20 protein-coding genes are annotated in these 23552 nt (G+C 69.4%); 9 read left to right on the top strand and 11 right to left on the bottom strand.

Annotated elements, in window-relative coordinates:
- Positions 1-1097 (bottom strand): N-6 DNA methylase (locus tag ACFWGZ_RS23770; protein ID WP_382453763.1); only part of this gene is annotated, 1097 nt, incomplete at its 3' end.
- Between the two features lie 23 nt (positions 1098-1120).
- On the bottom strand, positions 1121-2830 hold the full coding sequence (locus ACFWGZ_RS23765) for an N-6 DNA methylase (RefSeq protein ID WP_382453762.1): 1710 nt from the start codon (positions 2828-2830) through the stop codon (positions 1121-1123).
- A 175-nt stretch (positions 2831-3005) separates the two neighbouring features.
- On the opposite strand from ACFWGZ_RS23765, the gene ACFWGZ_RS23760 reads away from it, so the two are divergent.
- The 3 genes from ACFWGZ_RS23760 to ACFWGZ_RS23750 all read left to right on the top strand — a co-directional run bounded on the left by ACFWGZ_RS23760 (position 3006) and on the right by ACFWGZ_RS23750 (position 7499).
- Positions 3006-4712: a DUF6119 family protein gene (locus ACFWGZ_RS23760; RefSeq protein WP_382453761.1), complete on the top strand. Its 1707-nt coding sequence runs from the start codon at positions 3006-3008 to the stop codon at positions 4710-4712.
- A 142-nt stretch (positions 4713-4854) separates the two neighbouring features.
- Entirely contained in the window at positions 4855-7083 is a 2229-nt protein-coding gene (locus tag ACFWGZ_RS23755) for a DEAD/DEAH box helicase (protein ID WP_382453760.1), read from the top strand.
- A gap of 98 nt (positions 7084-7181) precedes the next feature.
- Positions 7182-7499: a calcium-binding protein gene (locus ACFWGZ_RS23750; protein ID WP_382453759.1), complete on the top strand. Its 318-nt coding sequence runs from the start codon at positions 7182-7184 to the stop codon at positions 7497-7499.
- A gap of 67 nt (positions 7500-7566) precedes the next feature.
- On the opposite strand, the gene ACFWGZ_RS23745 is transcribed toward ACFWGZ_RS23750, so the two are convergent.
- Both ACFWGZ_RS23745 and ACFWGZ_RS23740 read right to left on the bottom strand, forming a co-directional pair.
- Positions 7567-8283 (bottom strand): DUF2637 domain-containing protein, encoded by a 717-nt coding sequence (locus ACFWGZ_RS23745; protein ID WP_382453758.1) that lies wholly within the window; start codon positions 8281-8283, stop codon positions 7567-7569.
- A 157-nt stretch (positions 8284-8440) separates the two neighbouring features.
- Positions 8441-9880, bottom strand: a complete 1440-nt coding sequence (locus tag ACFWGZ_RS23740; RefSeq protein ID WP_382453757.1) for an MDR family MFS transporter — start codon at positions 9878-9880, stop codon at positions 8441-8443.
- A gap of 307 nt (positions 9881-10187) precedes the next feature.
- Here ACFWGZ_RS23740 and ACFWGZ_RS23735 point away from each other — a divergent pair, with 307 nt between their 5' ends.
- Positions 10188-10883, top strand: a complete 696-nt coding sequence (locus ACFWGZ_RS23735; RefSeq protein WP_382453756.1) for a hypothetical protein — start codon at positions 10188-10190, stop codon at positions 10881-10883.
- Here the strand turns inward: ACFWGZ_RS23735 and ACFWGZ_RS23730 are convergent.
- Both ACFWGZ_RS23730 and ACFWGZ_RS23725 read right to left on the bottom strand, forming a co-directional pair.
- Positions 10848-11324 carry a DUF6328 family protein gene (locus tag ACFWGZ_RS23730; RefSeq protein ID WP_382453755.1) on the bottom strand — a complete coding sequence of 159 codons (477 nt, stop codon included), beginning with the start codon at positions 11322-11324 and terminating at the stop codon, positions 10848-10850. The two genes, ACFWGZ_RS23735 and ACFWGZ_RS23730, sit on opposite strands and share 36 nt — an antisense overlap.
- 52 nt (positions 11325-11376) lie before the next feature.
- Positions 11377-12057 carry a DUF4241 domain-containing protein gene (locus tag ACFWGZ_RS23725; RefSeq protein WP_382453754.1) on the bottom strand — a complete coding sequence of 227 codons (681 nt, stop codon included), beginning with the start codon at positions 12055-12057 and terminating at the stop codon, positions 11377-11379.
- A gap of 281 nt (positions 12058-12338) precedes the next feature.
- On the opposite strand from ACFWGZ_RS23725, the gene dusB reads away from it, so the two are divergent.
- From dusB to phoU, 5 genes are all read left to right on the top strand, one after another.
- Positions 12339-13460 (top strand): tRNA dihydrouridine synthase DusB, encoded by a 1122-nt coding sequence (gene dusB, locus ACFWGZ_RS23720; protein ID WP_382453753.1) that lies wholly within the window; start codon positions 12339-12341, stop codon positions 13458-13460.
- Positions 13453-13905 (top strand): hypothetical protein, encoded by a 453-nt coding sequence (locus ACFWGZ_RS23715; protein WP_382453752.1) that lies wholly within the window; start codon positions 13453-13455, stop codon positions 13903-13905. The genes dusB and ACFWGZ_RS23715 overlap by 8 nt, the downstream gene beginning before the upstream one ends.
- 141 nt (positions 13906-14046) lie before the next feature.
- On the top strand, positions 14047-14952 hold the full coding sequence (locus ACFWGZ_RS23710; RefSeq protein ID WP_382453751.1) for a GGDEF domain-containing protein: 906 nt from the start codon (positions 14047-14049) through the stop codon (positions 14950-14952).
- Positions 14953-15250: 298 nt separating this feature from the next.
- The gene (locus tag ACFWGZ_RS23705) at positions 15251-18259 is read left to right on the top strand and encodes an LCP family protein (RefSeq protein WP_382453750.1); all 3009 of its coding nucleotides are present in this window, start codon (positions 15251-15253) and stop codon (positions 18257-18259) included.
- Positions 18260-18331: 72 nt separating this feature from the next.
- Positions 18332-18997 (top strand): phosphate signaling complex protein PhoU, encoded by a 666-nt coding sequence (phoU, locus tag ACFWGZ_RS23700; protein ID WP_382453749.1) that lies wholly within the window; start codon positions 18332-18334, stop codon positions 18995-18997.
- A 10-nt stretch (positions 18998-19007) separates the two neighbouring features.
- Here phoU and ACFWGZ_RS23695 read toward each other — a convergent pair whose 3' ends face one another.
- Genes ACFWGZ_RS23695 through ACFWGZ_RS23675 form a run of 5 tightly spaced genes read right to left on the bottom strand, consistent with a single transcriptional unit; the run spans position 19008 to position 23382 of the window.
- A complete protein-coding gene (locus ACFWGZ_RS23695) occupies positions 19008-20168 on the bottom strand; it encodes a hypothetical protein (protein ID WP_382453748.1) in 1161 nt (386 codons plus the stop codon).
- Positions 20169-20219: 51 nt separating this feature from the next.
- The gene (locus ACFWGZ_RS23690) at positions 20220-21008 is read right to left on the bottom strand and encodes an ESX secretion-associated protein EspG (protein ID WP_382453747.1); all 789 of its coding nucleotides are present in this window, start codon (positions 21006-21008) and stop codon (positions 20220-20222) included.
- Positions 21005-22462 carry a hypothetical protein gene (locus ACFWGZ_RS23685; RefSeq protein ID WP_382453746.1) on the bottom strand — a complete coding sequence of 486 codons (1458 nt, stop codon included), beginning with the start codon at positions 22460-22462 and terminating at the stop codon, positions 21005-21007. Before ACFWGZ_RS23685 ends, ACFWGZ_RS23690 begins: the two co-directional genes overlap by 4 nt.
- Before the next feature lie 15 nt (positions 22463-22477).
- Complete coding sequence (locus ACFWGZ_RS23680) at positions 22478-23005, bottom strand: DUF3558 family protein (RefSeq protein WP_382453745.1); 528 nt, start codon at positions 23003-23005, stop codon at positions 22478-22480.
- Positions 23006-23007: 2 nt separating this feature from the next.
- A complete protein-coding gene (locus ACFWGZ_RS23675; protein WP_382453744.1) occupies positions 23008-23382 on the bottom strand; it encodes a hypothetical protein in 375 nt (124 codons plus the stop codon).
- Positions 23383-23552 lie beyond the last annotated feature (170 nt).

The raw sequence follows: 23552 nt of genomic DNA, 5'->3' as shown, positions 1-23552 counted from the left end.
CCCTCCAGGAGATCATTTTCCAGGATCCACTGGCGGATCTTCGACTCACCGGACTCGGCCGCTCCGGTGAACAGCGGCGAACCGTTGAAGACGATCGCCAGACGGGCGCCCTTGCCCTCGACCGGTTCCATCTTCGAGATCATGTGCTGCAAGAACAGGAACGAGCCGTCGTTGATCCTTGGCAGGCCTGCGCCGAAGCGGCCGGCGTGCCCGAGTTTCGACTCGTCCTCGACGAAGTCCTTGACCTTCTTCCACTCCACGCCGAAGGGCGGGTTGGCCAGCATGTAGTCGAACTTGCGGTTCCCAAAGCCGTCGTCGCTGAACGAGTTGCCGAAGTGGATGGTGCCGCGATGGTTGCTCATGAGCATGTCCGACTGGCAGACGGCCCACGACTCGGCGTTGAGCTCCTGGCCGAACAGGTACACCTCGGTCTTGGGGTTGATCGACTTGATGCGGTCCTCGGCAGCAGTGAGCATGCCGCCCGTGCCGCACGCCGGGTCGAGGATGTTGATGACCTGGCCTGGTCCCGCGACCGTGTCCGCATCGGGCGCTATCAGCAGGTTGACCATGAGCTCGATGACTTCACGTGGGGTGAAGTGCTCACCGGCGGTCTCGTTGGAGTCCTCGGCGAACTTGCGGATCAGGTGCTCGAAGACGTAGCCCATGTCGTGGTTGGTGAGCTTGTCGAGGTCGCGTATGGCGGCGAACTTGCCGACGACCTGGTAGAGGATCTTCGCGTTCGCCAGCTTGGCGATCTCGGTGTCCAGGTCGAAGCGGGCGAGGATCTCCTTGACATTCGCGCTGAAGCCGTCGCGGTAGTCGCGGAGGTTCTTAACCACGTTGGAGGCGTCGGCGGCAATCGTGCTGAAGTCCTGTTTGGACGTGTTGTAGAACGGCAACTTCGCGGCGATCTCCAGCGGTCGCTGCTTGTTCTGCATGTCAAGTGCCGCATCGCGCTCGCGGACAGCGTCGCGCGTGGGGGCCATGACCGCGTCGAGGCGGCGCATCAGGGTGAAAGGCAGGATCACCTGGCCGTACTCGTGGCGTTTGTAGTCGCCTCGCAGCAGATCGGCTACCGACCAGATGTCGTTTGCCATCTTGGCGTGCGTGGGTCCAGAAGTCACGGCTGGCTCGTCTCACTTTCGATCATGGCGGTGTCGTCGGTGTTCGTGGTCTGCGGGGCGTCTGGTGTCAGTGCGCCGGTGGTCAGGCTGTGCATGGTTTGGGCGATCACGCTCGCGCTCACCTTCGCCAGTGCGTCGAACATGGTGTCCAGTTCGGCCAGGTGGCGGAAGGCGTTACCGTATCGCCGCTGTTCGGCCAGGGGCAGGCGCGGGATGCGGCAGCGGCGGAGGTCGTCGCGGCTTAGTGCGCCAAGTGTGTTGGCGATGGGGAGCGCGGCTGCGTCGGCGCGCAGGAACACGGCGACGAAGTGCGGGTCCAGGCGGTTTGCATCCAACTCGACTACCTGAGCTACTCCCGAGTCGTCGGTGGATGTGCCGGTGGCGACGACAGGTGGCCGCCCCAAGGTCCGCACCAGCAGGTCGCCTCGGCGTGGAGTGGTGTCCCTCGAACGGATCGTCAGGGCGCCGCTGCGCTCCAGTTCGGCCAGCGTCACCGAGGTGTTCAAGGCAGAGGCGCAGCCGGTGGGGTACCGCGGGAGTGCTTGAGCCGCCTGCGCGTAGAGCGCCTGCAAGCGGTCGGTAACGCGCGCAAGGTCGTTGGCCGCGACCTCGGACCGGACGGTCACGTGCTGAGAAGGCAACAGCTCACAACCGGCGTCGAGCAGGTCGCGACGCGGGACCGCTTGTGTGATCGCCGCATCGGGGGTGCTCAACAGCGGTTTCCAGGCGTCCGGGTCCTGCGGCACGTCCGCCGGATTCACTTCGGACAGGTCGATCATGCGTACCGCGGTCGAGGGCGTGCCGCGTAGCCTTTGCAGAACCCAAAGATGCACTCCCGCATCGGGGAGCGGGCTCAGCGCTTTCGGTAGCGCGATCACGTCGCGCAGCACACCTGACTTCACGAGCGCCGCGCGGATTGGCTGTCCGGACGGTTGGACGGCTGCTCTCGGGGACATCGCGACTACCGCGATCCCTCTACGCCGCAAGTGCGCGTAGCAGTGCTGCACCCACGCCAGTTCGCTGTCCCGGGATTCCGGAACGCCGAAAACCCAGCGGGGGTCGTCGGACAACTCATCCGCCGGCCACCGCGGTGCGTCGAGCGGCGGCTGGCACACCACGGCCGCCGCGGTTCCCAGGTGCTCGCCGAGTTGGTTGTCCAGCAGGGAGTCGCCGACGCGGATAGGCTCGTACGAGAGGTTCTGGGGATGTGCGCGCAGATTGAGCGCGGCCTCGGCGGCGGCTGACTCGCTGACGTCCTGACCGGCGAGGTGAACTCGGCTCCCGAACCTGTCCGCGGCGGCCATCAGCATGCCGCCGTCGCGGCAGCATGGGTCGAGCAGGGTCGGCGGTGCGGACTCGGCTTGGTCCTCCCACTCCGGGATCAGCGACACCATCACCCTGGCGAGCAGCTGGGCCGGAGACAGATCCGCGATCCCGGCATCACGAATGCGTGCCGCCGCTGCGCGATCGAGCGCCTGGGTGCCAGTCGCGGTCCGGCCCGCCATTGCGAGCTGATCCGCCTTCCCTGTCGCCAACAGCCAGGCCTCGACCTCGGCTCGCGAGAACAGCGAGCTCTTGCCGGTTTCACTGATCGGCTCGGGAAAGTCCTGGTAGCGGGCCCGCCAATTGGACACGGCGGCGCGTCCGACGCCCGCCAGCCGGGCGATCGCGGCGGCTGTCAGCACGTCGTCTTGGGCGGTGATCACTCACGTGACCGTACACCCACAGAGAGGTCTCTGTGAACACACCAGCACACGTTCACAAGTTGTGAACATGGTTGCCCGTGTTCACAACTTGCCCTACGGTTGCGGGCACTCGTGAGGCACACGGCCCGAGCGCGGTCTCACGGCTCCGATGTTCGCCCGTACCCCGAGGATCGAGATGACCGAACCGAACCTGACCACGTCCAAGTTCCCGTCCACCCGAAAGACCTCGCTCTACCGGCTGCGAAGCACCGGACAGACGGTCGAGGAGGATCTCCGAGCGTTCGTGTTGGCGCGCTATCTCGACCGCGCCGGATTCACCACCCACGAAGTCGACGAGGACGGACTCTGCGGTCTGCTCGTCTCCGGCACCATCGCTCCCGGCCCCGCGGACTGGTGCGAAGTGCTGGGCGTTCTGTCCGGCCATACGGTGACCGAGGCGAACCAGACGGCTCTCGGCCTGCTCGTCGTGCAGACCGACGAGGCCACCTACGGCCTTACTTACGGTATGGGCCATTTGATGATCGACCCGGCGCGCATCGATCCGGGGTTCGGCATCGACTTCGCCATCCGGTGTCTGAGCGAGGAGTGCGTCACCAAGGTCCGGCGCCAGCTCATGGATGCCCGCGGCCGCACGGACGAGAACTCCGCGACCGGCGGGGAACACATCAGGGGCTTCGGCATCGAGCAGTTCGGCGAGATCGTCAGCCAGATCTCGGGGAAGATCAGCGGCGTCCCGCTCACCTTCACCAGGGACGGCAAGCGGACCGCGCACGTCACCGGGACCGACCGTTCGATCAAGATCCACCTCGGCAGTACGCCCGCGTCGCTGCTGCACGACATCCGGCAGGTCGAGGAGGTGTGCGCACGCCCGAACCCGTTGCCGGAGTTCGAGTTCATCGCCCAGGTACGTCCGCTCGACCCGAAGTCCGAGAGGGCACAGCGCCTGGACGTGTGCCTGGACGCCATGCTCGGCGAGGCCAGCCAGAGCCGCATCGGGCTCGCCGTGCCCAGCGAGTGCCGTGACCGGTACGAGTTCGCCGAGTCGTTCAAGGTCTCGCTCGCCGGGAACGTCCGCCAGGTGACCGAACTGGACGTAGACGACCTCGTCGCTGCCGTCCGGGATCGGACGGACGGCAGCCGCTTGCAGGCCCTTCGCGAGGGGCGTATCGAAATGTTCGCCGACACGGACGGCGCCGACCGCCTGAGCCGCAAGGTGCCCGCCGACCACTGGCTCACCGCTGAGGTGTCCGACGACGTCGTCCACCACTTCTACTGGCAGGGCCGGTGGTACGAGATCGGCGCCAACTACCTCACGATCATCGAGCAGCGGATCGCCGAACTCCTGACCCAGCCCGTCAGCGTCGCCCTGCCGCCGTGGACGAAGGCCGAGGGTCACGATGAAGGTTGGTACAACAAGCAGATCGCCGGGCAGGACGGCTACGTGCTGCTCGACAAGGACACCGTCCGCACGAAGCGCCTTCGCGGTGGCGGACTTGAACTCGGCGACGTGCTCGGGCCGGACGGGCAGTTCGTCTGCGTCAAAAAGGCGGACAAGACGGCGGCGCTCAATCACCTCTTCGCGCAGGGTCGGGTCGCCATCGAGACCCTGCGCTACGACCGCGAGGCTCGGGGGAAGTTCCTCACCAAGCTCAGCAACCTGGCACCTGACCACTCGCTGGACCCGGCGTTCAGCTCCCCGACCCTCGTCTACGCCATCCTGCTCAAGGACGGGATCCCGCTGACGTCGAAGTCCCTGTTCGCCTTCGCCAAGGTGTCGCTGCTGCACGCGGTCACCGCCCTTCAGGGCATGGGCGTCCGGGTGGAGATCGCTCCCATTTCACGCACGCACTGGACGGGCGAGATCGGCAGCTCGGCCGCGTAGTCCGCCTGGATGAAAGTCGCCTGATCTGCTGTGCCGCAGCCCGTTCGTCGGTGATGGAGGGCTGCGGCACATGCGTTGTAACACTGCGTAACGAATGGTCGATGCTTTTTCTCGACGGCGCGTGCGTCGCGGAGGGGGAGAAATGGGAGACGATGTTGACCTCGTCGCCGCCAAGCGCAAGGTCGGTGGCGCCGCTCGCCAGATGCTGGAGCACGCACGGACCCTGATGGACTTGGCCGATCGCGCTGCCGCGGCGCCGGCCAATGTGGAACAAGCGGTTCGACATCGCGTCGGCGAGTTGTTGAATCAGCAGACCACCAACAACCTCCGTCAGCTTCCCGCGTCGAAACTGCGGGAGGCCGTCCGCAAGGGCGTCCGGTTCGGGGAGCTGGAGAAGCACTTTCACACGGTGGCCGATGTGGTGGCGGTGCCGGCGTCGGTACTGCAGACCGTGCCGGGCATCGGCCCGTCGTCAGCCCAGGAAATCCACCAAGCAGCTTGGCAGCTGGCCACCCAGGTGCGGGGCGAGGTGTCCGTTCGGTTCGACCCCGATCGGCCTGGGCGGGGCGAGACCCACCTGCTGGGGTTGCTCTTGGCGTGGCGTGACACGCGAGTCGCCGCCACCGCGCTGCATGCGTTGGCCACCAACGTCCGACCGCACTTGCATGGTCTCTCTGCCGCCGCGTTGCCGACCGGCTCGCGGGCGAAGATGCTCTTCTCCGGTAAGACCGCGCGCTCTGCAGCTCTTACCGCCCTTGCACGACTGGAACAGCTCCTTACCGGCAGCAGCGCGGTTGAACTGCATCAGCGCGCGAGCGCTGTGCTGCACCTCGCGCAGTCGGGCAATCGCCCGGCCGCCGAGGTGTGGCGCGAGTACGAACGCGACGCAGCGGGCATCAACGCACTGCTGGCCACGATTCCAGGCGCAATCCGCGCGGCCGACGACGACGCGTCGCACGGCTACGCGCCGGCCGAACTGGTCAAGAAGATCCAGGCGGTGCCGCTCAACACCGACCGGCTCAAGACCACGCTGCGGGGTTACCAGGTCTTCGGCGCGCAGTACGCGATCCTGCAAGAACGGACGATCATCGGCGACGAGATGGGCCTGGGCAAGACGATCCAGGCGCTCGCGACCGCCGCTCATCTCGCGGCGAACGGTCGGACACGGTTCCTGGTCGTCTGCCCGGCCAGCGTGCTGATCAACTGGACGAACGAGATCCGCAAACACACGACGCTGACCGCGCATGCGTTGCACGGCGCGGACCGCGGCAGTGCAACGCGAGTGTGGTTGCGCCAGGGCGGGGTCGCGGTCACGACATTCGGCACCGTCTCCAAGTTGCCGCTCCCCGACGAGCACGGAATCCAGCTGTTGATCGTCGACGAAGCGCACTACATCAAGAACAAGGAAGCGCAACGCTCCCAGGCCGTTGCCACGCTGGCTACCGATGCCGAGCGGGCCCTGTTCCTGACTGGAACGCCGATGGAAAACCGGGTCGAGGAGTTCCAGTCGCTCGTCGACCATCTGCGGCCGGGCATCGCCTCGTCGTTGGACCGGTTCGGGCGGATGGCGAGCGCGACGACGTTCAGGCGGGCTGTGGCGCCGGTGTACCTGCGGCGCAACCAGGAGGACGTGCTGCAGGAGCTGCCGGAGTGCCTGGAGATGGAGGACTGGGTCCAGCTGTCCGACGCCGACGAACGCGTCTACCGGGTGGCGGTCGAACGGAACTTCATGGCGATGCGGCAGGCTGCCTACGCCACGCCGAACCACCGTGACTCGGCGAAGATGGTGCGGTTGCTCGAAATCATCGAGGAGTCGAAGGACAACGGGTGGAAGGTCATTGTCTTCTCCTACTTCCGCGGTGTCTTGGAGGCGGTGCAGCAAGCGCTCGCCGGCAACACGGCGGGTGTGCTGACCGGGTCGGTGGCAGCGGCCAAGCGGCAGGAGATGGTTGACGAGTTCTCCCGGATCGATGGTCACGCTGTACTACTGAGCCAGATCGAGGCAGGTGGTGTGGGGCTCAACGTGCAGGCGGCCTCGGTGGTGATCATTGCCGAGCCGCAGTGGAAACCCAGTACTGAGGTGCAGGCGATCGCCCGTGCTCACCGCATGGGGCAGACCAGAAAGGTGCACGTGCATCGGCTGCTGGCCAAGAACTCCGTCGACGAGCGCATGCGCGAGATCATCGAGGAGAAGCAGCAGTTGTTCGACGAGTACGCCCGCAAGAGCGCGGCCAAGGAAGCTGACGCTCGTGCGGTCGACAGCTCGTTGCACCAGACTGTCGACGTGACACGAGACGAGGCGGTTCCCGCTGAGCAGCGGATCATCGCGGCCGAACGTCAGCGGCTCGGCCTCGACCCGAGCACGCGGTGATCGCATGCCTCTGGAAGGGTCAGCCGCACGGCACCGGGCCTATGCGCTGGGATAGGTGAGTTCGCTTCCAGGAAGCGATTGACGGGGAGGCGGTCTGGTTGAGTCGATCGAAGCGAGAAGCGCTGGATGCCCTGGTCGCTGAGGCGACCGTCGACTGTTACAACGACAGTGAGTGCATCACCGGCTTTTACACCGTGCTCGAGGACAACCTCGCCGTGCCATTCCAGACCGTGGTGCTGGGCGTGGACGTGACCGTGACGGGCGTCGACCTGACCGACGACGAACAGATCACAGCCATCTGCACGCGCGGCCGGGCCAAACAGCGCATCGCGATCCTCGACCTGCCACTGCCGACGCCTCCGCCTGAGGGAGCGGAGTGGATCGCCGCCTACCGTCGCTGGCTGAACGGAACGTGACCTTCCTCCCGCCGTTGCTCCACCGGATTACGAGACAGATCGCCGCGGACGTGGCCTGACCGGACTTCTACGGCACTGAACTCCTGGGGCTGCCGATCGTTCCCGTTGGCAGTTGCCCGGCTCGTATCCACCGCCGGAGCACCCGACGGCCATAGTTGTTGGTACCCGCGATCCGGTCCAACTCCGCACCGGTCGGGATGCGTCCCTTCGAGCGCTCGGTCACGTAGTACGCCCACATCCGCTGCTCCGCGGTCGGCTCGTTCAGCGACCGAGCGTCATCTGAGACGACAGCGAGACGCACCACCCGCCCGGTCTCCGCGTCTCCCGTTGCCGTCTCGTCCGTCTCGATGGCGGTCTCGCACGTAGCCTCGGCACGGTGTCGCTTAAGCGCGCGGTTCAGCAGCTCCACGGCCAGCAGCAGCGCCAGCGGCGGACACGACGCGATCGCGATGGCGAACACGCTCAGCTCTGGAGCCGCTGCCACGTTCGCGCAGAGCGAGAGGCAGATGCCGAACGCGAATGACGTCCAGGCCGCCCAGCGGCCCTCGGCACAGCGGCCGTCACCTGACGTCTTCCACAGCTCGACGGTGGCCGTGATCAACAGCCCATCCACAATCAACGGCCAGATCGCGGCCGTCACCTCGTCCGCGCCGAACCGCAGCGCGAACTCGCGCCCATGCCGGTACGAGACGTATGCCGCCCCCAAAGCGACCAATGCTGTGCAGACGCACTGCACCCACAGCGCGCGGTCCCTCCCCGCCGAAGGCTCTCTCGTATTGGTCATCGGGAACCGCCCGTAGCCCGACGTCGGGTACCGACTGGGCGGATCGTGATCTCAGGCCCGTTGACCAGCACATCGCGGTTCGACTGCTGGAGCGGTAGGCCCACCCAACACGAAAACCCCAGGTCGAAGACCTGGGGTTTTCGCTTCCAAAGCCAACTCAGTGATGCGCGCCCTCAACGGACCCGCTGGTCCGGCTGGGCAGCAGCACCGCCACCACGATCGTCGCCACCGCCAGCACGGCGGCCACCACGAACGCCACCCTCATCCCGCTCAACTGCGCCGAAGCCACGGCCACGCCGTCACCCACGAGCGACGTTGTGCGCGCGGACATCACCGTCACCACCAGAGCGGTGCCGACGGCTGCTGCCACCTGCTGCAAGGTGCCGAGGATCGAGCTGCCGTGCGGGTACAGCGACGACGGCAGGTCGCCCATGCCCAGGGTGAAGATCGGGGTGAACGTGGCGGCCAGGCTGATCATCAGCAGGGCGTGCAGGGCCAGGACCTGCCAGTACGGCATCGACATCGACACCTGGGTGAAGCCCGCCAGCGAGAGGACGATGCCGATCGAGCCCGGGACGATCAGCGGGCGGCTGCCCACGCGGTCGTACAGGCGGCCTACGGTCGGGCCCAGCAGGCCCATGGCCAGGCCGCCCGGCATCAGGAGCAGGCCCGTCTGCAACGGGGTCAGGCCTCGCAGGTTCTGCAGGTACAGGGGGAGCAGGATCATCGAGCCCATCATGGCCAGGAAGGCGATGCACATCAGGGCCAGGGACAGGGCGAACGTGCGGTGCTTCAGGGTGCGGAGGTCCATCAGCGGGGAGTCGGTGCGCTGCAGCTTCAGCTGGCGGAGCACGAAGAAGCTGATGGTGGCGGCGCCCGCGACCACGATGCCGATGGCCGGGCCCAGCTCTCCTTCGCCGAACAGGCTCAGGCCGTAGACCAGGCCGCCGAAGCCGAGCGTCGCCATGGCGGCGCTGGCCCAGTCGATGGTGCTGACCTTCGGTTCGCCGATGTTGGTCAGCTGGCGGAGGCCGAAGTGGGTCACGGCGCCCGCGATGGGCAGGACCGCGACGAACAGCAGGCGCCACGAGCCCAGTTGCAGGATCAGGCCGGAGATGGCCGGGCCGAGGGCCGGGGCGACGGAGATCGCCAGGGTCACGTTGCCCATCACGCGGCCGCGGTCCTGGTGCGGCACGACGGTCATCAGGGTGGTCATCAGCAGCGGCATCATCACCGCGGTGCCGGCGGCTTGGACGATGCGGCCCAGCAGCAGGACGGTGAACGTCGGCGCCACTGCGCACAGGGCCGTGCCGGCCAGGAAGACGCCCATCGCGATCGTGTAGCCCTGGCGGGTGGTGACCCGCTGCAGGAACCAGCCCGTGACGGGGATCACCGCGGCCATGGTGAGCATGAAGGCGGTGGAGACCCACTGCGCTGCCTGCTCGGTGACGTGCATCGACTCCATGAGGCGCGGGATCGCGTTGATCATCAGCGTCTCGTTGAGGATCACGACGAACGTCGCCAGCACCAGCAGGCGCACCACCAGGGGTGTTCGGCCCGCTTCGGCGGTCGGTCGTTCTTGGATCGCAGCAGGCATGTCAGGCCCTCACTTGGTCGCTGGCGCGGTCGTCTCGCGGCCGAGGCAGGCGGCGGCGACCTTCATCGTGACACCGGTGGAGACCGGCAGCTCTGACAGAACTCATCGGTGCGTCCGAAGTGTTCCTCATCGCCGTCCCGTCCTCACCTGAATTCCGCCGTCGGCGGACCTCGTCCCTCTGACCAGACGTCGAACCGGGGAGCGGCGGATCGACACCCAGCCGGGAAAATCTTGGGCCGGGAGCCGGGGCGGAGTTGCGACCGCGGGCCGATCCGGTGGCGGGCGGGGGGTGGAAGCGTTGGCGGGCATGAGATTCCCGAACGCGTGGGTGGGTGGCGCGGCCCTGGTGGCCGGGCCGGTGCTGTTGCTGGTGGGAACGGTGCTGCGGTCGCCGTTCCACTTCTTCTTCCCCGACCAGCTGCGGGCGGTGGCCGAGCACCCGGCGCTGGTGAAGGCCGCCTACACGGTGTTCCTGGCGGGCAACGTCGTCATGTGGGCCGCGGTCGCCCACCTCGTGCAACGGATCGGGGTGCGCGCGCCGCGGTGGGCGAACTGGGCCGGGGTGCTGGTGACGGTCGGGCTGTTCGAGCGGACGTTCCACGCCGGTGTGGACCACGCGGCGTTCGTGGCGACGCGGCACCTCGGCGTCGAACGGGCCACGGACCTGGTCGCGAGCGGGTACGGGGACCTGCACCTGTTCAGCTTCCTGTCGTTCACGATCACGTTCGGCTGGTTCGCGCTGGCGATCGCGAGCCACGTCGGCGGCGTGCTCGGGAAGGTGCGCGCGGTCGCGCTGGCGACGACGGGGCTGCTGCCGCTCGGGGTGCTGAAGGGCACCGAGGTCCTGTCGGTCGTCGGCACCGTCGGACTGTGCGTCGCGCTGGTGCCGCTGGGAGTCCGGGTGATCGGCGAGCAGCCGCGGCCCACCAGGCGGACCGTGCTGGTGGCGGTGCCGGTGGCGCTGGGGTTAGCGGCACTCGCGCTGCTGAGCACGCTGGGATGAGGCGAACGGCAGCGCGAACCACAGGCCGGCGAAGACGACGAACGCCACGACGCCGACCACGACGGACGGCCACAGCCCGAGGATCACCTCGGCCAGCATGAGGACGGTGCCGGTCATCGCCAGCGCCAGGAACGCGAGGCCGGCCAGGGCGAACGCGTTGCCGAAGCGGACAACGTCCTCGCGGCGGCCCTGGCGGAACAGGACTCGGTGCCAGGCGGCGGGAGCGGTGAGGAAGGCGACGGCGATGGCCGCGCACAGGACCGTGACCAGGTGCGTGACCCGGACGTAGCCGCTGGTCGAGGTGTACTTCTCGGTGAACGCGATGGAGAGCAGGAAGCCGAAGAGGATCTGCACGCCCGCCTGGGCCACGCGCAGTTCCTGCAGCAGCTCGTTGACGTTGCGGGCGAGTCTGCGTTGGTGGGATTCCTCGGCTTCGCTCACGGCCCCCGCGTACCCGGCGGCAGCGGGGTGAAACGGGCCGTTCGGACGCTTTCTAACCCCGGTTGACGACGAAGAAGTCCGTGACGAACGCGACCGCGTCACCAGCGGTGTTGCGGCCCACCCAGGTCGGGTAGACGCCGTCGCCCCAGCCCGTCGAGAACGCCACGACGTTCAGGCCCGACCTCGGGTCGGTGACGTTGGCGGGGCCGCGGCCGCCGCCCACCGCGCCGAGCGCGTCGATCAGGTCGCAGTTGCCCACCTCGTCGTCGCTCGCCAGGCGGTCGAGCGCGTCGGCGGCCGAGAGGTCGAAGAACGCGCCGGTGCTCGACTTCACGTCGTAGCCGAACTCCGGCATCACGGGCAGCATCGGCACGTGCTCGCCCGGCACCACGGCCGGTCTCCACGAGTAGGCGGGCTCGTCCCGCACCGTCACCCTGGCGGCCGCGACGCGGTAGCCCTGGCGCACGTCGGGGAAGCCGTCGCCGTCGATCCACGAGACCAGCGAGACCGACACCGGGTACGTGCCGGGAGGGACCTCCTCGGTGAACGCCTCGGCGTCCTCCGGCCACAGCACGAACGGGTCGGCCGCGACGAGCCTGCCCGTCGGCAGCGCCAGCTCACCGGCCTGCTGCACCGTGATGACCTGCTGCTCGCCGCCCCCGGTCGGCCTGCCGACCGGCCCGTCGACGAAGAACCGCTCGAACCCGGTCCTGATCAGTTCAACCGCCCCCACGCGTAGGCCACCTCCTGAAGGCATGTTGGCAGAAGCCCCCGACACCCGATCAGGGCACCGGGGGTGTTCGCGTTCGACGGCGACCGCGGAAACCGGGTGCACGGGTGCGACGCTGCGGCGATGCGGAACCCGGTGGCGGCGGGGGCCGTTCCGGGGCGTCGTCACGACGGGGAGAGTTGACGCAGTTGCAACGCGTTCGCTCGTCGAAGCCGGCGTGAACCCGGCCGCCGCGGCAGCGCTCGGCGAAGATCACGGCTGGTCAGTGCCGTAACCTGGGGGGCGTGTCCGTTCCCACCCTGAAGATCGGCCCGTTCGCCGTCGACCCGCCCGTCGTGCTGGCGCCCATGGCGGGCATCACCAACGTGGCGTTCCGGCAGCTGTGCCGTCAGTACGGGGCCGGGCTCTACGTCTGCGAGATGATCACCGCGCGGGCGCTCGTCGAGCGCGACGCGATGACCATGCACATGATCACGTTCGACGAGGACGAGAGTCCCCGGTCGATGCAGCTCTACGGCGTCGACCCGCGCAACGTCGGCGAGGCCACGAAGATGATCGTGGACGAGAACCTCGCCGACCACATGGACATGAACTTCGGCTGCCCCGTGCCCAAGGTGACGCGCAAGGGCGGCGGGGCGGCGCTGCCGTACAAGCGGGAGCTCTTCCGGCAGATCGTGCGGGCCGCGGTGCGGAACGCGGGGGACATGCCGGTCACCGTCAAGTTCCGCATCGGCATCGACGACGACCACCTGACCTACCTCGACGCCGGCCGGATCGCGCAGGACGAGGGCGCGCAGGCCGTGGCGTTGCACGCGCGCACGGCCTCGCAGCGGTACTCGGGCAAGGCCGACTGGACGGCGATCGCGCGGCTCAAGGAGGCCGTGACGAGCATTCCGGTGCTCGGCAACGGCGACATCTTCAGCGCCCAGGACGCGCTCGACATGGTCGCCGCGACCGGGTGCGACGGCGTGGTCGTCGGGCGCGGGTGCCTCGGCAGGCCGTGGCTCTTCCGGGACCTGCAGGCGGCGTTCCGCGGCGAGCCGGTCCCCGAGGGTCCGAAGCTGGGCGAGGTCGCCGAGGTCCTGCGCACGCACGCACGGCTGCTCGCGGCCCACTACGGCGAGGACAAGGGGCTGCGCGACCTGCGCAAGCACATGGCCTGGTACTGGCACGGCTTCCCGGTCGGCGGCGACACGCGGCGGGCGTTCGCGATGGTGTCGAGCCTGCAGGAGCTGGACGACCTGGTCGGGCAGCTCGACCACGACACCCCGTTCCCCGAGAACGCCGAGGGGCCGCGCGGGCGGCAGGGGTCCGCCGCGAAGGTCGTGCTCCCGGAGGGGTGGCTGGACGACCCCGAGGACGCGACGGTCCCCGCCGGCGCGGACGTGATGCACTCCGGTGGCTGACCGCGTCGCGCTCCTCCTCGCCTCGCTCGCGCTCCTCGCGGGCTGTGCCGGTCCCGTCGCGGGCACGCCGAAGGCGGCGACCCTGAGCGACGGCGACCGGGCGAAGTTCAAGGAGTTCTACGAGCGCCTCAACTCCGCGGGCGACGCGGGCGCGACCCAGCAGTCGAAGCTTCTCAAGGACACCCAGCACCCGGACTTCCGGCAGAAGGTCTGCGACCTGCGCGGGGCCACCATCAAGGTGGAGCCGACCTGGTCCACGCTTCGGGTCGACGCCGACTGGGCACCCCCCGGTGACAAGACCCACCCGCGCGGTGACGTCTACGTCGTGGCGGTGACGATCACCCTGCGCCAGGAGGGTGCGGTGATCGGCAACCAGATCGGGTCCCTGCACGTCGTGCTGCTGGACGACACGGTGTACGGGTTCGCGCCCTGCCTCGGTGGCTGAACGGGTTGTCGATCTTCCAAGCTCACTGGATCGGAGCAGGCGACGGTCAACCGGACGGGGGAAATCCCGCCCGCTCGTGTCCTTCTAGCTCAAGCGGCGCCTCTTGGGGGACGACACCTGCCAAGTGAGGAGGTGACCGCGATGACCGCTCTGCGACCCGAAACACCCCGCAAAACCGCCCAGCAGCCCCCCGTGACGACCGCTCAGCCGCCCAGGACGACGACAGAGCCCGCGCAGGCCGACGCAGGCCACGACCGCCAGGGGCCCGGGCTGGTCGGGTTGCACGAGTCCATCGCGACGTTGCTCGCCTCCCGCGGTCAGTGGCGCCAGGCCTACCAGCACCTCCGCTCCGCCCTCGACCTCGTCCACGCCGACCAGGTCGAGCAGCCGCACGTCCCCGAGCAGCTGCGGCGCGAGGTCGACCGGCTGCGCCGGGAGCACGCCGAGGCCCGCGAGCAGAGCCTGCGCGACAGCCTCACCGACTCCTACAACCGCCGCTACCTCGACCAGCGGCTCATGGACATGCTGGCCGAGCACGGCGCGTGCCGGCACGGGCTCGCCATCGCGCTGATCGACCTCGACTGGTTCAAGCAGGTCAACGACACCTTCGGCCACCTGCTCGGCGACCGCGTGCTCCAGCGCGTCGTGGAGTTGCTGCAGCAGGACCTGCCCGAGGACGCGTTCTGCGCCCGCTACGGCGGCGAGGAGTTCGTGCTCGTGCTGCCCAGGGTCGACGCCGCGACGGCGCTCGAGGTCGCCGAGGCGGCACGGGAACGTGTCGAGCGTCACGCGTGGCAGGAGATCGCCCCGAGCCTGCGCGTGACGGTCTCCGCGGGCCTCGCGTACGAGCCGCCCGCGGACGAGGCGCCGGAGCGGCCGGCGGTCAGCGCCGAGCAACAGCTGCTGCGCGCCGACAGCCTCCTGTACTCGGCCAAGCAGTCAGGTCGCAACGCCGTGGCGTACCGTGCCGACGGACGGGTTCGCCTGGCAGGCGCTGCCGCGGGCAGGCGTGCCATCGAAGAGACACGTGTTCTCGGTTACTACTGAGTGAGCTGGCTCACCCGTTCAGGGCAGGCAGACTGCGCGTAATCGCGTACTGATCGCAGCTGTATCACCCGGAGTGGTCGTCAGAAGTCGGCTACATCCGTAGTATCGCGGGCGCAACTGACACGCCGGTGATGCAACCCTTGTGTCCCGGTCGTCGTCACTTCGTAATGACGATCCACCTTTGCCTCTGATCCAGAAGGGAGATTGGGTGCCCGACGACCCCCGACGTGGCGGCCCCTCTTCCCGCGGTGATCAGGATCCCCAGCACGACCAGCCGACCGGCCGTAGACGTCGCTCGATGGAAGGCTCTGGGGGCCTGAGCGTCTCGGACCTCATCGAGCAGCACAGCAGGACGAACATCCCCCGGCCCGTCCCGCCGAGCTCGCCCGACGTTCCCACGACAGGCAGGCGTGCCCTGCCGGACCCACCCGCCACCGGCCGCCGTGCGCTGCCGGACCCGCCGGCGCAGCAGCCCCAGGCACCGCGGCAGCAGCCGCCCCCTGCTCACCGGCCCGGTGAGCAGACGGGTACGCGCCCGCGGCCGGAGCAGCAGGCACCGCAGGGCTTCGCGGGCGAGCAAACCGGCAGGCGACGCGTGCCGGACGCCCCCGCAGGGCCTCCGAACAGCGGTGTGCGGCCTCCCGGCGACCAGACCGGCCCGCGGCCGCGACCGGACGGAACGGGCCTGCAGCCCCGCCCGCAGCCCGGTGCGGCACCCCGGCGCCCCGGCCCCGAGGCGGACGCGACCGGCACGAGGCGACGTCCCGCGCCCGGCGAGCTGGGCCCGAACGGCGCACCGCCGCGCAGGATCCCTCCCGGCGACGCGCCGTCGTCGGCCGGCGTCCCGCGCCCACCCGCACCCGGCGACCCGGCGGCGAAGAACGCCGGACCGAGGCCACCGGCCCCCGGTGACCCGCGGCGGATGCCGCCCGGCGACGCCCCGTCCGCGAACGGCATCCCCCGGCGTCCCGCGCCCGGCGCACCCGAGGCGGGCATGCCCACCGGCACCGTGCGCAGGCCCGACGCCGGCGGTGCCCCGCCGCGCAGGCTCGCCCCCGGCGACGCGCCGTCGTCGGGCGCCATCCCGCGCCCGCCGGCACCCGGCGACCCGGCCTCCCAGAACGCCATCCCGAGGCCACCGGCTCCCGAGTCGGCGCACCCCGGCCTCCCGCGGCCTCCCGCCCAGGACGGTCCCGCACCGCGGCGCCTGCTGGCGGGCGAAGCGCCGTCCTCGAACAGCATCGCGCGACCCCAGGCCCCCGCGGAGGGGCCGGACGCCGCGGGCCGCCGCCCCATGCCCCCGGCCGGGGACATGACGGGCCGGAGCCCGATGCCGTCGCGCGCCGAGTCGAGCGGCCCCCGGCCGATGCCCCCGCGGGCGGAGTCGAGCGGTCCCCGCCCGATGCCCGGCGCGGGTGGCGGTGGCATCTCCAACCGGCTCGGGTCCCCCGACGTGCCGGAGGAGCCCCCGGCCGACGGTCCCGGCCCCGAGGCCACCCAGATCGCCTCGGCGGCGGGCGTGGCCAAGGTCGAGAAGCGCGAAGAGATGGACCCGCTGAGCCTCACCACCGAGATGGAGGCCATCGGCGACGACGTGAAGAAGCGCCGCGAGGTGGACCACACCCTCGCGCGGTTCTCCGCGGTGCACGACGAGCTGCTCGAGCAGGAGCGCCAGCGCAAGGAGCGGCGCGCCAAGCTCATGCCGTGGGTCAAGGAGGAGGACGAGGAGGCGACCCAGTACGCCGAACCCGTCGCCGTCGAGCCCGAGACCGACGACGAGGGCAAGCCGAAGCTGCTGCCCGGTCGCACGCCCAAGCAGCGCAGGTTGATGCGCGGCGCCAAGATCTCGGCGGTCGCCGCCGCGGCCGCGGTGTTCGCGTCGACCGGCATCGGCTGGGCCGCGATGCAGTGGGCCGACTCCAAGATCCAGAAGATCGACGCGCTCGGCGGCAACTCGCAGGCCGTGCAGCAGGCGGAGAAGCAGCTCGGCGACGAGAACTTCCTGCTGGTCGGATCGGACACCAGGGCCGGCGCCAAGGCGAGCGACAACGTCGGCACCGAGGCGCAGGAGAAGGGTGCGCGGTCGGACGTGATCATGCTCGCGCACATCCCGGCCGACCGGAAGCGCATGGTGGTCGTGTCGCTGCCGCGTGACGTGCGCGTCGCGCGTCCCGCCTGCCGCTCCTGGAACTCGGACAACGGACAGTACGCCGGTCCGCTGGCTCCGGCGGCGGACGTCATGGCGAACTCGGTGTACGCCGAGGGCGGGCCCGAGTGCGTGGCCAACATGATGACCCAGATGACCGGCCTGAAGATCAACCACTTCGTCAGCATCGACTTCATCGGCTTCCGCGAGATGTCGACGGCGATCGGCGGGGTGGAGATCTGCACCCCGACGAAGATCGTCGACGAAGAGCTCGGCGTGGTCATCGACAAGCCCGGCAAGCACGTCCTCAAGGGCGACCAGGCGCTGCAGTACGTCCGCGCCCGCAAGGTCCAGGCCAAGGGCGACAGCGGCACGGACTTCGACCGCATCAAGCGGCAGCAGGGTTTCCTGTCGGCGATGCTGCGCCAGGCGCTGTCGAACGAGGTGCTGCTGAGCCCGACGAAGCTCAACAACTTCATCAACGCGCTCACGAAGTCGACGGTCGGCGACAACATCGACGTCGCCTCGCTGCTGGAGCTCGCGAACTCGTTGCAGAGCATCGACGCGGGCCGCGTGTCGTTCGTGACGATGCCGCACTGGACCGACGAGGGCCCGACGCTGTCGAACGACGACAACATCGAGCGCCTCAAGGACGACGACATCAAGGCGTTGTTCCAGACGATCATCGACGGAACGCCGCTGCCGCAGGAGAAGCCCACCGAGTCCAAGCCCGGTGAGAACACCCCTCCCGCCCAGCAGCAGCCCGGCACGGTCGGCGACCCCAAGGAAGTCACGATCCAGGTGCTCAACGGCGACCCGACGAACGGCGGCGCGGCCGACCGGACGGCGAACGCGTTGCAGCAGAAGGGCTTCAAGGTCGCGTCGCGCGGCAACGCGCCGGACTCGCCGAAGACCGTCATCAGGTACGCCAAGGGCAACGAGAACAAGGCGGCCACGCTCAAGGCCGCCGTGCCCAGCGCGGAACTGGTGGAGGCACCGGAGATGGGCGGCGCCGTCCAGCTGACGCTCGGCAAGAACTTCGACGACAAGGTCGTGGCACCGCAGAGCGGCAACCAGCAGGGCACCCCGCAGAACCAGGGAGAACCCGGCAAGGATCTGTCCATTGTGAACGCGGCACAGGACCCCTGCGCGGCGAAGTGATTCGCCTGGGGTTCACCTCGGGTTCATCCTGGCATGTCGCTGCCGCGATGGTCGGGACGTAGGCTGAGCGCCATGCGCGAGGCCTACCACGACCAGCTAGAAGAGCTTGCCGAACGACTGGCCGACATGACCGGCATGGTCGCCGAGGCGATGCAGAACGCGACCGCTGCCCTGTTGCAGGCCGACCTCGGCCTCGCGGAACAGGTCATCAGCGGCGACCAGAAGGTCGACGACGTCCGCTCCAGCATCGAGGAGCAGTCGTACGCGCTGCTCGCTCTGCAGGCACCGGTCGCGACCGACCTGCGCACCGTGCTCGCGGTGATCCACGCCGCCGAGAGCGTCGAACGCATGGGCGACCTCGCCCTGCACGTGGCGAAGGCCGCGCGCCGCCGCCACCCGGCGTCGGCGATCCCGGAGGACGTCCAGCCGTACTTCAGCGAGATGGGCCGCATCGCGGTCAAGCTCGCCCAGGAGGCGGCGGAGATCATCCGCAACAAGGACCTCGACCGCGCCCGCGGCCTCGAGGAAGAGGACGACGCGATGGACGACATCCACCGCCACCTGTTCTCGGTGATCATGGACAAGGACTGGCAGCACGGCGTTCCGAGCGCGGTCGACGTGACGCTGCTCGGCCGCTTCTACGAGCGCTACGGCGACCACGCCGTGTCGGTCGCCAAGCGCACGGTCTTCGTCGTCACCGGCCGGATGCCCGGCTACGGTGGCGACGACGACCTCTAGTCAACCCTGCTCAGCGGAACTGCCCATCGCGCTCTGCCACCAGCTCCGGATCGGCGTAGGCCTCGGAGAACTCGGCGAGCACGGTGGGCAGTTCGTCGTCCCAGGCCGCCCGCGCCTCGTCGTGCGGCAGGTTCCGCGCGTCCGCGGTGAAGTAGGCCCACGCGCGCACGATCTCCGGGAACAGCGCCAGATCGGCGTCCGAGACGTGCAGCCTCGCGGCCACGTTGAGGATCAGCACCGCGGTGAGCGACGCCGGCCCGTACACCACCGGGTCGCGGTTCTGCTCCACGGCGGCGGAGGTGACGACCCGCGCGAACGCCCGCGCCGCCCCGGTGTCGGCGATCCCGTGCCGCGACGCCAGGAACGCCTCGACCACCTCGTCCGCCCGCTCCTCGGCGACGGCGGGGATCTCGTACTCGTCCGGCACCAGCGCGCTGACCCGCGCGTCGGCCAGCGCGATCAGCTGGACGGGGTGCCGCACGTCCTCGGACCCGATCAGGCCCTCCTCGGCCTCCTCGTCGGGCCCGTCCTCCCAGAACTGCTCGACGTCGGGCCACACGCGGTCGAAGACGTCACTGGCGCTCAACGGCGTGATCTCGTCGCGGAACGCCTCGGGCGTCGAGGCGATCATGTCCTCCAGCAGCGCCACGGTGCCCTCCTCCGGCGTCGAGAAGAGCTCGATGGCGGTGGCGCCGAGCACCGGCTGGCGCATGAACAGCACGGTCTCCGAGGCGTTCGCGCGGTCCTGGGTGATCGCGACGACCTCGACGTCGCCCAGCAGGTTCGTGACGAGGAACGCGTCGCGGAACTCGAGCGCCGCACCGGCGACGTACCAGGAGGGCTCCGCGATCCCGCGCGCCGCAACGGTTTCCGCGGCGGCGAAGGCGGCGGTCCGGTCCTCGGCCGAGCCCACACCGGACAGCGCGCGCAACGCGGTGAGCGCGGCCGGGTCGTCCATCTTCTTCAGAGCGTCGACCATCGGTGCGGTGCCGGAGCCTGCCAGCCAGAGCGTGGCGTAGAGCTCGCTCGCCCACGCGTCCGCGAGCAGCCACGACTCCGAACGCAGCGCGGCCGCCGACTCGAGCAACGCCCCGTAGGGGGACTGCTGCTCCTGCCGGCGGCCGGGTGCCTTGCCTTGCTTGCGCTTGCGGGACTTGCTCTGCGGGCTCACGCCGAGCAACTTAGCCCAACCGGCCGCAGGCGTGGTCGTCGGCCGAAACCGTCAGCCCCTCAGCACGCTGAGCTCACTCGCGAGTTGCGCGGCGATGCGCGCGTTGTCGGCTGGGGCCTGGACCAACCAGTCCCGACCGTCGGCGCCTTTCCTCTTCTGCGTCAGGTAACGACCTTGGTCCGTGTCGAACCACGCGATCTGCGGCGCGCGCAGTTCCCGCCCGCCGCGGTTCCCCGCCACGACACCGAACTGCCCGACCCGCGAGCGCGGTCGCCGGGAGATCGCTTCCAGCGCGCGGGTCTGCGACGAGGCGGGTGACCAGGTGCGAACGCTGCTCAGGTAGGAGGACTGGAAGTCCTCGTCCCGCCCGCGCTCCGGCTGCTCCTCGACCGGCCTCGGCACGCTCACCGACTGTCCCGGGCCTGGCCGCTCGTCCGGCACCAGGTCCACGACGGACCGGACGAGCTGCGACGCGCTGACCAGGCCGACCTCCATCACGCGGTCCTCCAGCACGGCGAGCGCGGCCTGTTCGCCGGCCGCCCCGCCTCTGGCGAGCAACGGCACGTCGCGGCCGGGGTCGACCATCGCGATGGCGTTGACCCCGAACTCGAAGCGGACCAGCAAGGTCAGCGCTTCCTCGACCTCTCCCACGACTCGGCCCCGGCGCACCAGACCCCGGTCGCCCAGATCGCGGTAGACCGCGTTGCGGATGCTGCGCCGCTCGTCGTCGGACTGCCCGAAGCGGGGGAAGTCGAAGGGGTACGGGCGGCTACCGAGCCCGAGGTCCTCCCACAGGACGTCGGCAGCCGCGTGCGACAACGAGAACGAGTACACCGTCACCCACCGATCACCGGTGGCGCGACCATCGTGCTGTCACCGAAGACGTCGTCCGCCTCGACGAGGTAGGACGGGGCTCTGTGCTCCAGGTCTTCCTCGCCCTGCCCCCTGCCGGCGCCTCCACCCGCTCCGCCGACCGGGCCGCCTGCGCCGGAGGGGCCGCCACGCCCCGCGGCACCCGAGCCGGAGGGACCGAACCCGCCCTGCTGGGTGCCCATGACCCCGGCGGATCCGCCGGGCACGAAGCCCGCCTTGGCCGCCGTCGCTCCGCCGAAGGCGCCCGGCACGCCAGGAACACCGCCCGCACGACCACCGCCTCCGGTGGCGCCGCCGCCACCAGCGCCGCCGCCCGGACGGCCACCACCAGGACCCTGGCGACCGGGGAGACCGGGGCCGGTCGGTGCAGCCAGGCCGGGGTGCGCCGAACCGATCGGTCCGACGGGAATCCCCGTGCTGCCAAGGCCGTGGGGGATGTTCAGGCCGCTCTGGCCCGACGGCCCAGGCCGCCCTCCTGGCGGGTACGACCCTCCGGAACCGGCCTGCGTCAGGTTCGTCGAGCCGTGGTCACCGCCCTGCCCCACCCCGCTCGGCGGAGTGGAGCCGCCGGTCGGAGTGCTGCCCGCAGGGGCGGACGGCCACGTCGGAGGAGGGCTGACGGACGTCGGGGGAGGGCCGGCGGACGTCGGAGCAAGGCCGGTGGACATCGGTGCAGGGCCGGCGGACGCCGGTGCAGTACCGGCGGACGCCGGAGCAGACGTGGACGTGGAGCCGCTGCTGTCCGCCATGGTGGGCGGCGGCGCGAACGCGGGCGTCGTGGCACCCAACTGCTGGAAGCTGCTCGACATGGCCGTCAAGACCTCGGCGGCTTCCTCGTGGGCCTTCTGCTTCTGGTCGAACCTCTCCTGGATCTTGTCGATCGTGTCGACCAAGGCCCAGGGAGGAGCGGAGAAGAAGTCGCTCAACGCGTCCGCGGTGCTGTACTGGACCGGCTCCGGCATGCTGTTCTTCGCCAGGCTCGCGGCCGCCCCCTGCTGGGACAGCTGGTTGCCGGTGAGCTGCGCGGCCTGAGCCGTGTTGCCGGACCACACGGCGACATCGGTGAAGTACCCCAGCGCATTGCCCGCCGCCACGCCGTCCCAGGAATCGCCCGCGACCGTGGTCGCGTTCTGCAGATCTCTTTGCAGGGTGGCCAGCGTGCTGCCGATCCGGTTGAACGCGGCCCCCTGGGCGTCCGCCGTGGCGGGGTCCATGTGGTCCGTGACCATGGCTTTGAGCTGCTCGTGCGAATACCCCAGGTAGTACGTGCCCGCACTGCTCATCGGCGGACGGTACGTCTCGACCTGCTCCAGGAGCTCCCGGCTCTGCTCCTCGCGGTCCCCCGCGTAGGTGGTCTGCCGTGCCTGGCCGTCCGGCTGCGGCACGCTCTGCGGACCGGTCGCCCCGTCCGGATCTGTCATGACTCCCCCTCCGAGCTACGGCAGGTTGGGCTCGATCGCCTCGGCGACGATCTGCACCGCTGGACAGGTCGCCTCCAGCTTCATCCCCGTCGCGTTGATGTCGACGCGAGAAGAGGACGTCAGCTCGATGGACATCGCGCAAGCCGTGCTGGTGAGCGATTTCTTGATCAGCTTGGCTTTGTGCGTGCCCACCTCGAGGTCGGAGAGCTCCGACTGCGGTCCGGGCACGATGTCCTTCATACCCAGCGCGGGATAGGTGTTCAGCCTCACGAGCGTCCTGTCCGGAGTACGCCACTGACAGCTGTTCGCGTCCACCCTCTCCGCGGGCGTCAGGCCGAGCTTCGCCATGTCCTCCGACTTCAACAACGAACACGGTTCGACAGCGGCGATGCCACTGCTGCCGGACGACGGAGCAGGTGCACTCCCGGACGTCGTGGGCGGCGAGTCCCCGGCGGTCGCTTTTCCGGGCTCGTGGCTCGAGCAACCGGTGAGCGCGAATCCGAGAACGACAACCGGAAGGACGACGCGCAACTTCACACTCATGATCACCAATAGCTTTCAGTGGAATTTCTGATGGAGGTCGCGTTATCGCTGTCGACGTTCTCGTAGGTCTGGAGAATCGTCTTCATCGCTTCCAGCGCGTCGCCGAGAGCAACTTTCAGCTGCTCGATCGCCGGAACGATGCCGATGGTTCCCGCGCCGCCCAGGGCACCTTCCTGGTTGTACCGGCTCATCGCCTGGCCATCCAGACTGGTGCCGAGCGGGGTTTCCTCCACGACCTCTCGCAGGTCCTGCTCCGTGGTCATGACGTCGTCCAGGGCTCGTTGGACAGCGGTGATGTAGGCCTGAGCACCTTCGGGACTGACCGTGAACGCGCCCGACGTGGCAGCGTTCTTCAAGCCCCGCATGCTCTCGGTCATCGACCGCATCGACGCCCGACTCCACGCGCCGTCCACTGGCTGCACGGCCACCCCCTGCGCTCACGCACTCCCGAACAGGACCGCACCGCCGTCCGGCGGGTCCGTCTCGTCATGACAGCACGAACGCCTGGGTGGGTTCCCGGAATTGCGAAGTCCACGCGATGACGACT

Source organism: Lentzea sp. NPDC060358 (assembly GCF_042725365.1).
Lineage (GTDB): Bacteria > Actinomycetota > Actinomycetes > Mycobacteriales > Pseudonocardiaceae > Lentzea.
The sequence above is the reverse complement of the archived record's forward strand: the minus strand, read 5'-3'. Positions and strand labels throughout refer to the sequence as shown.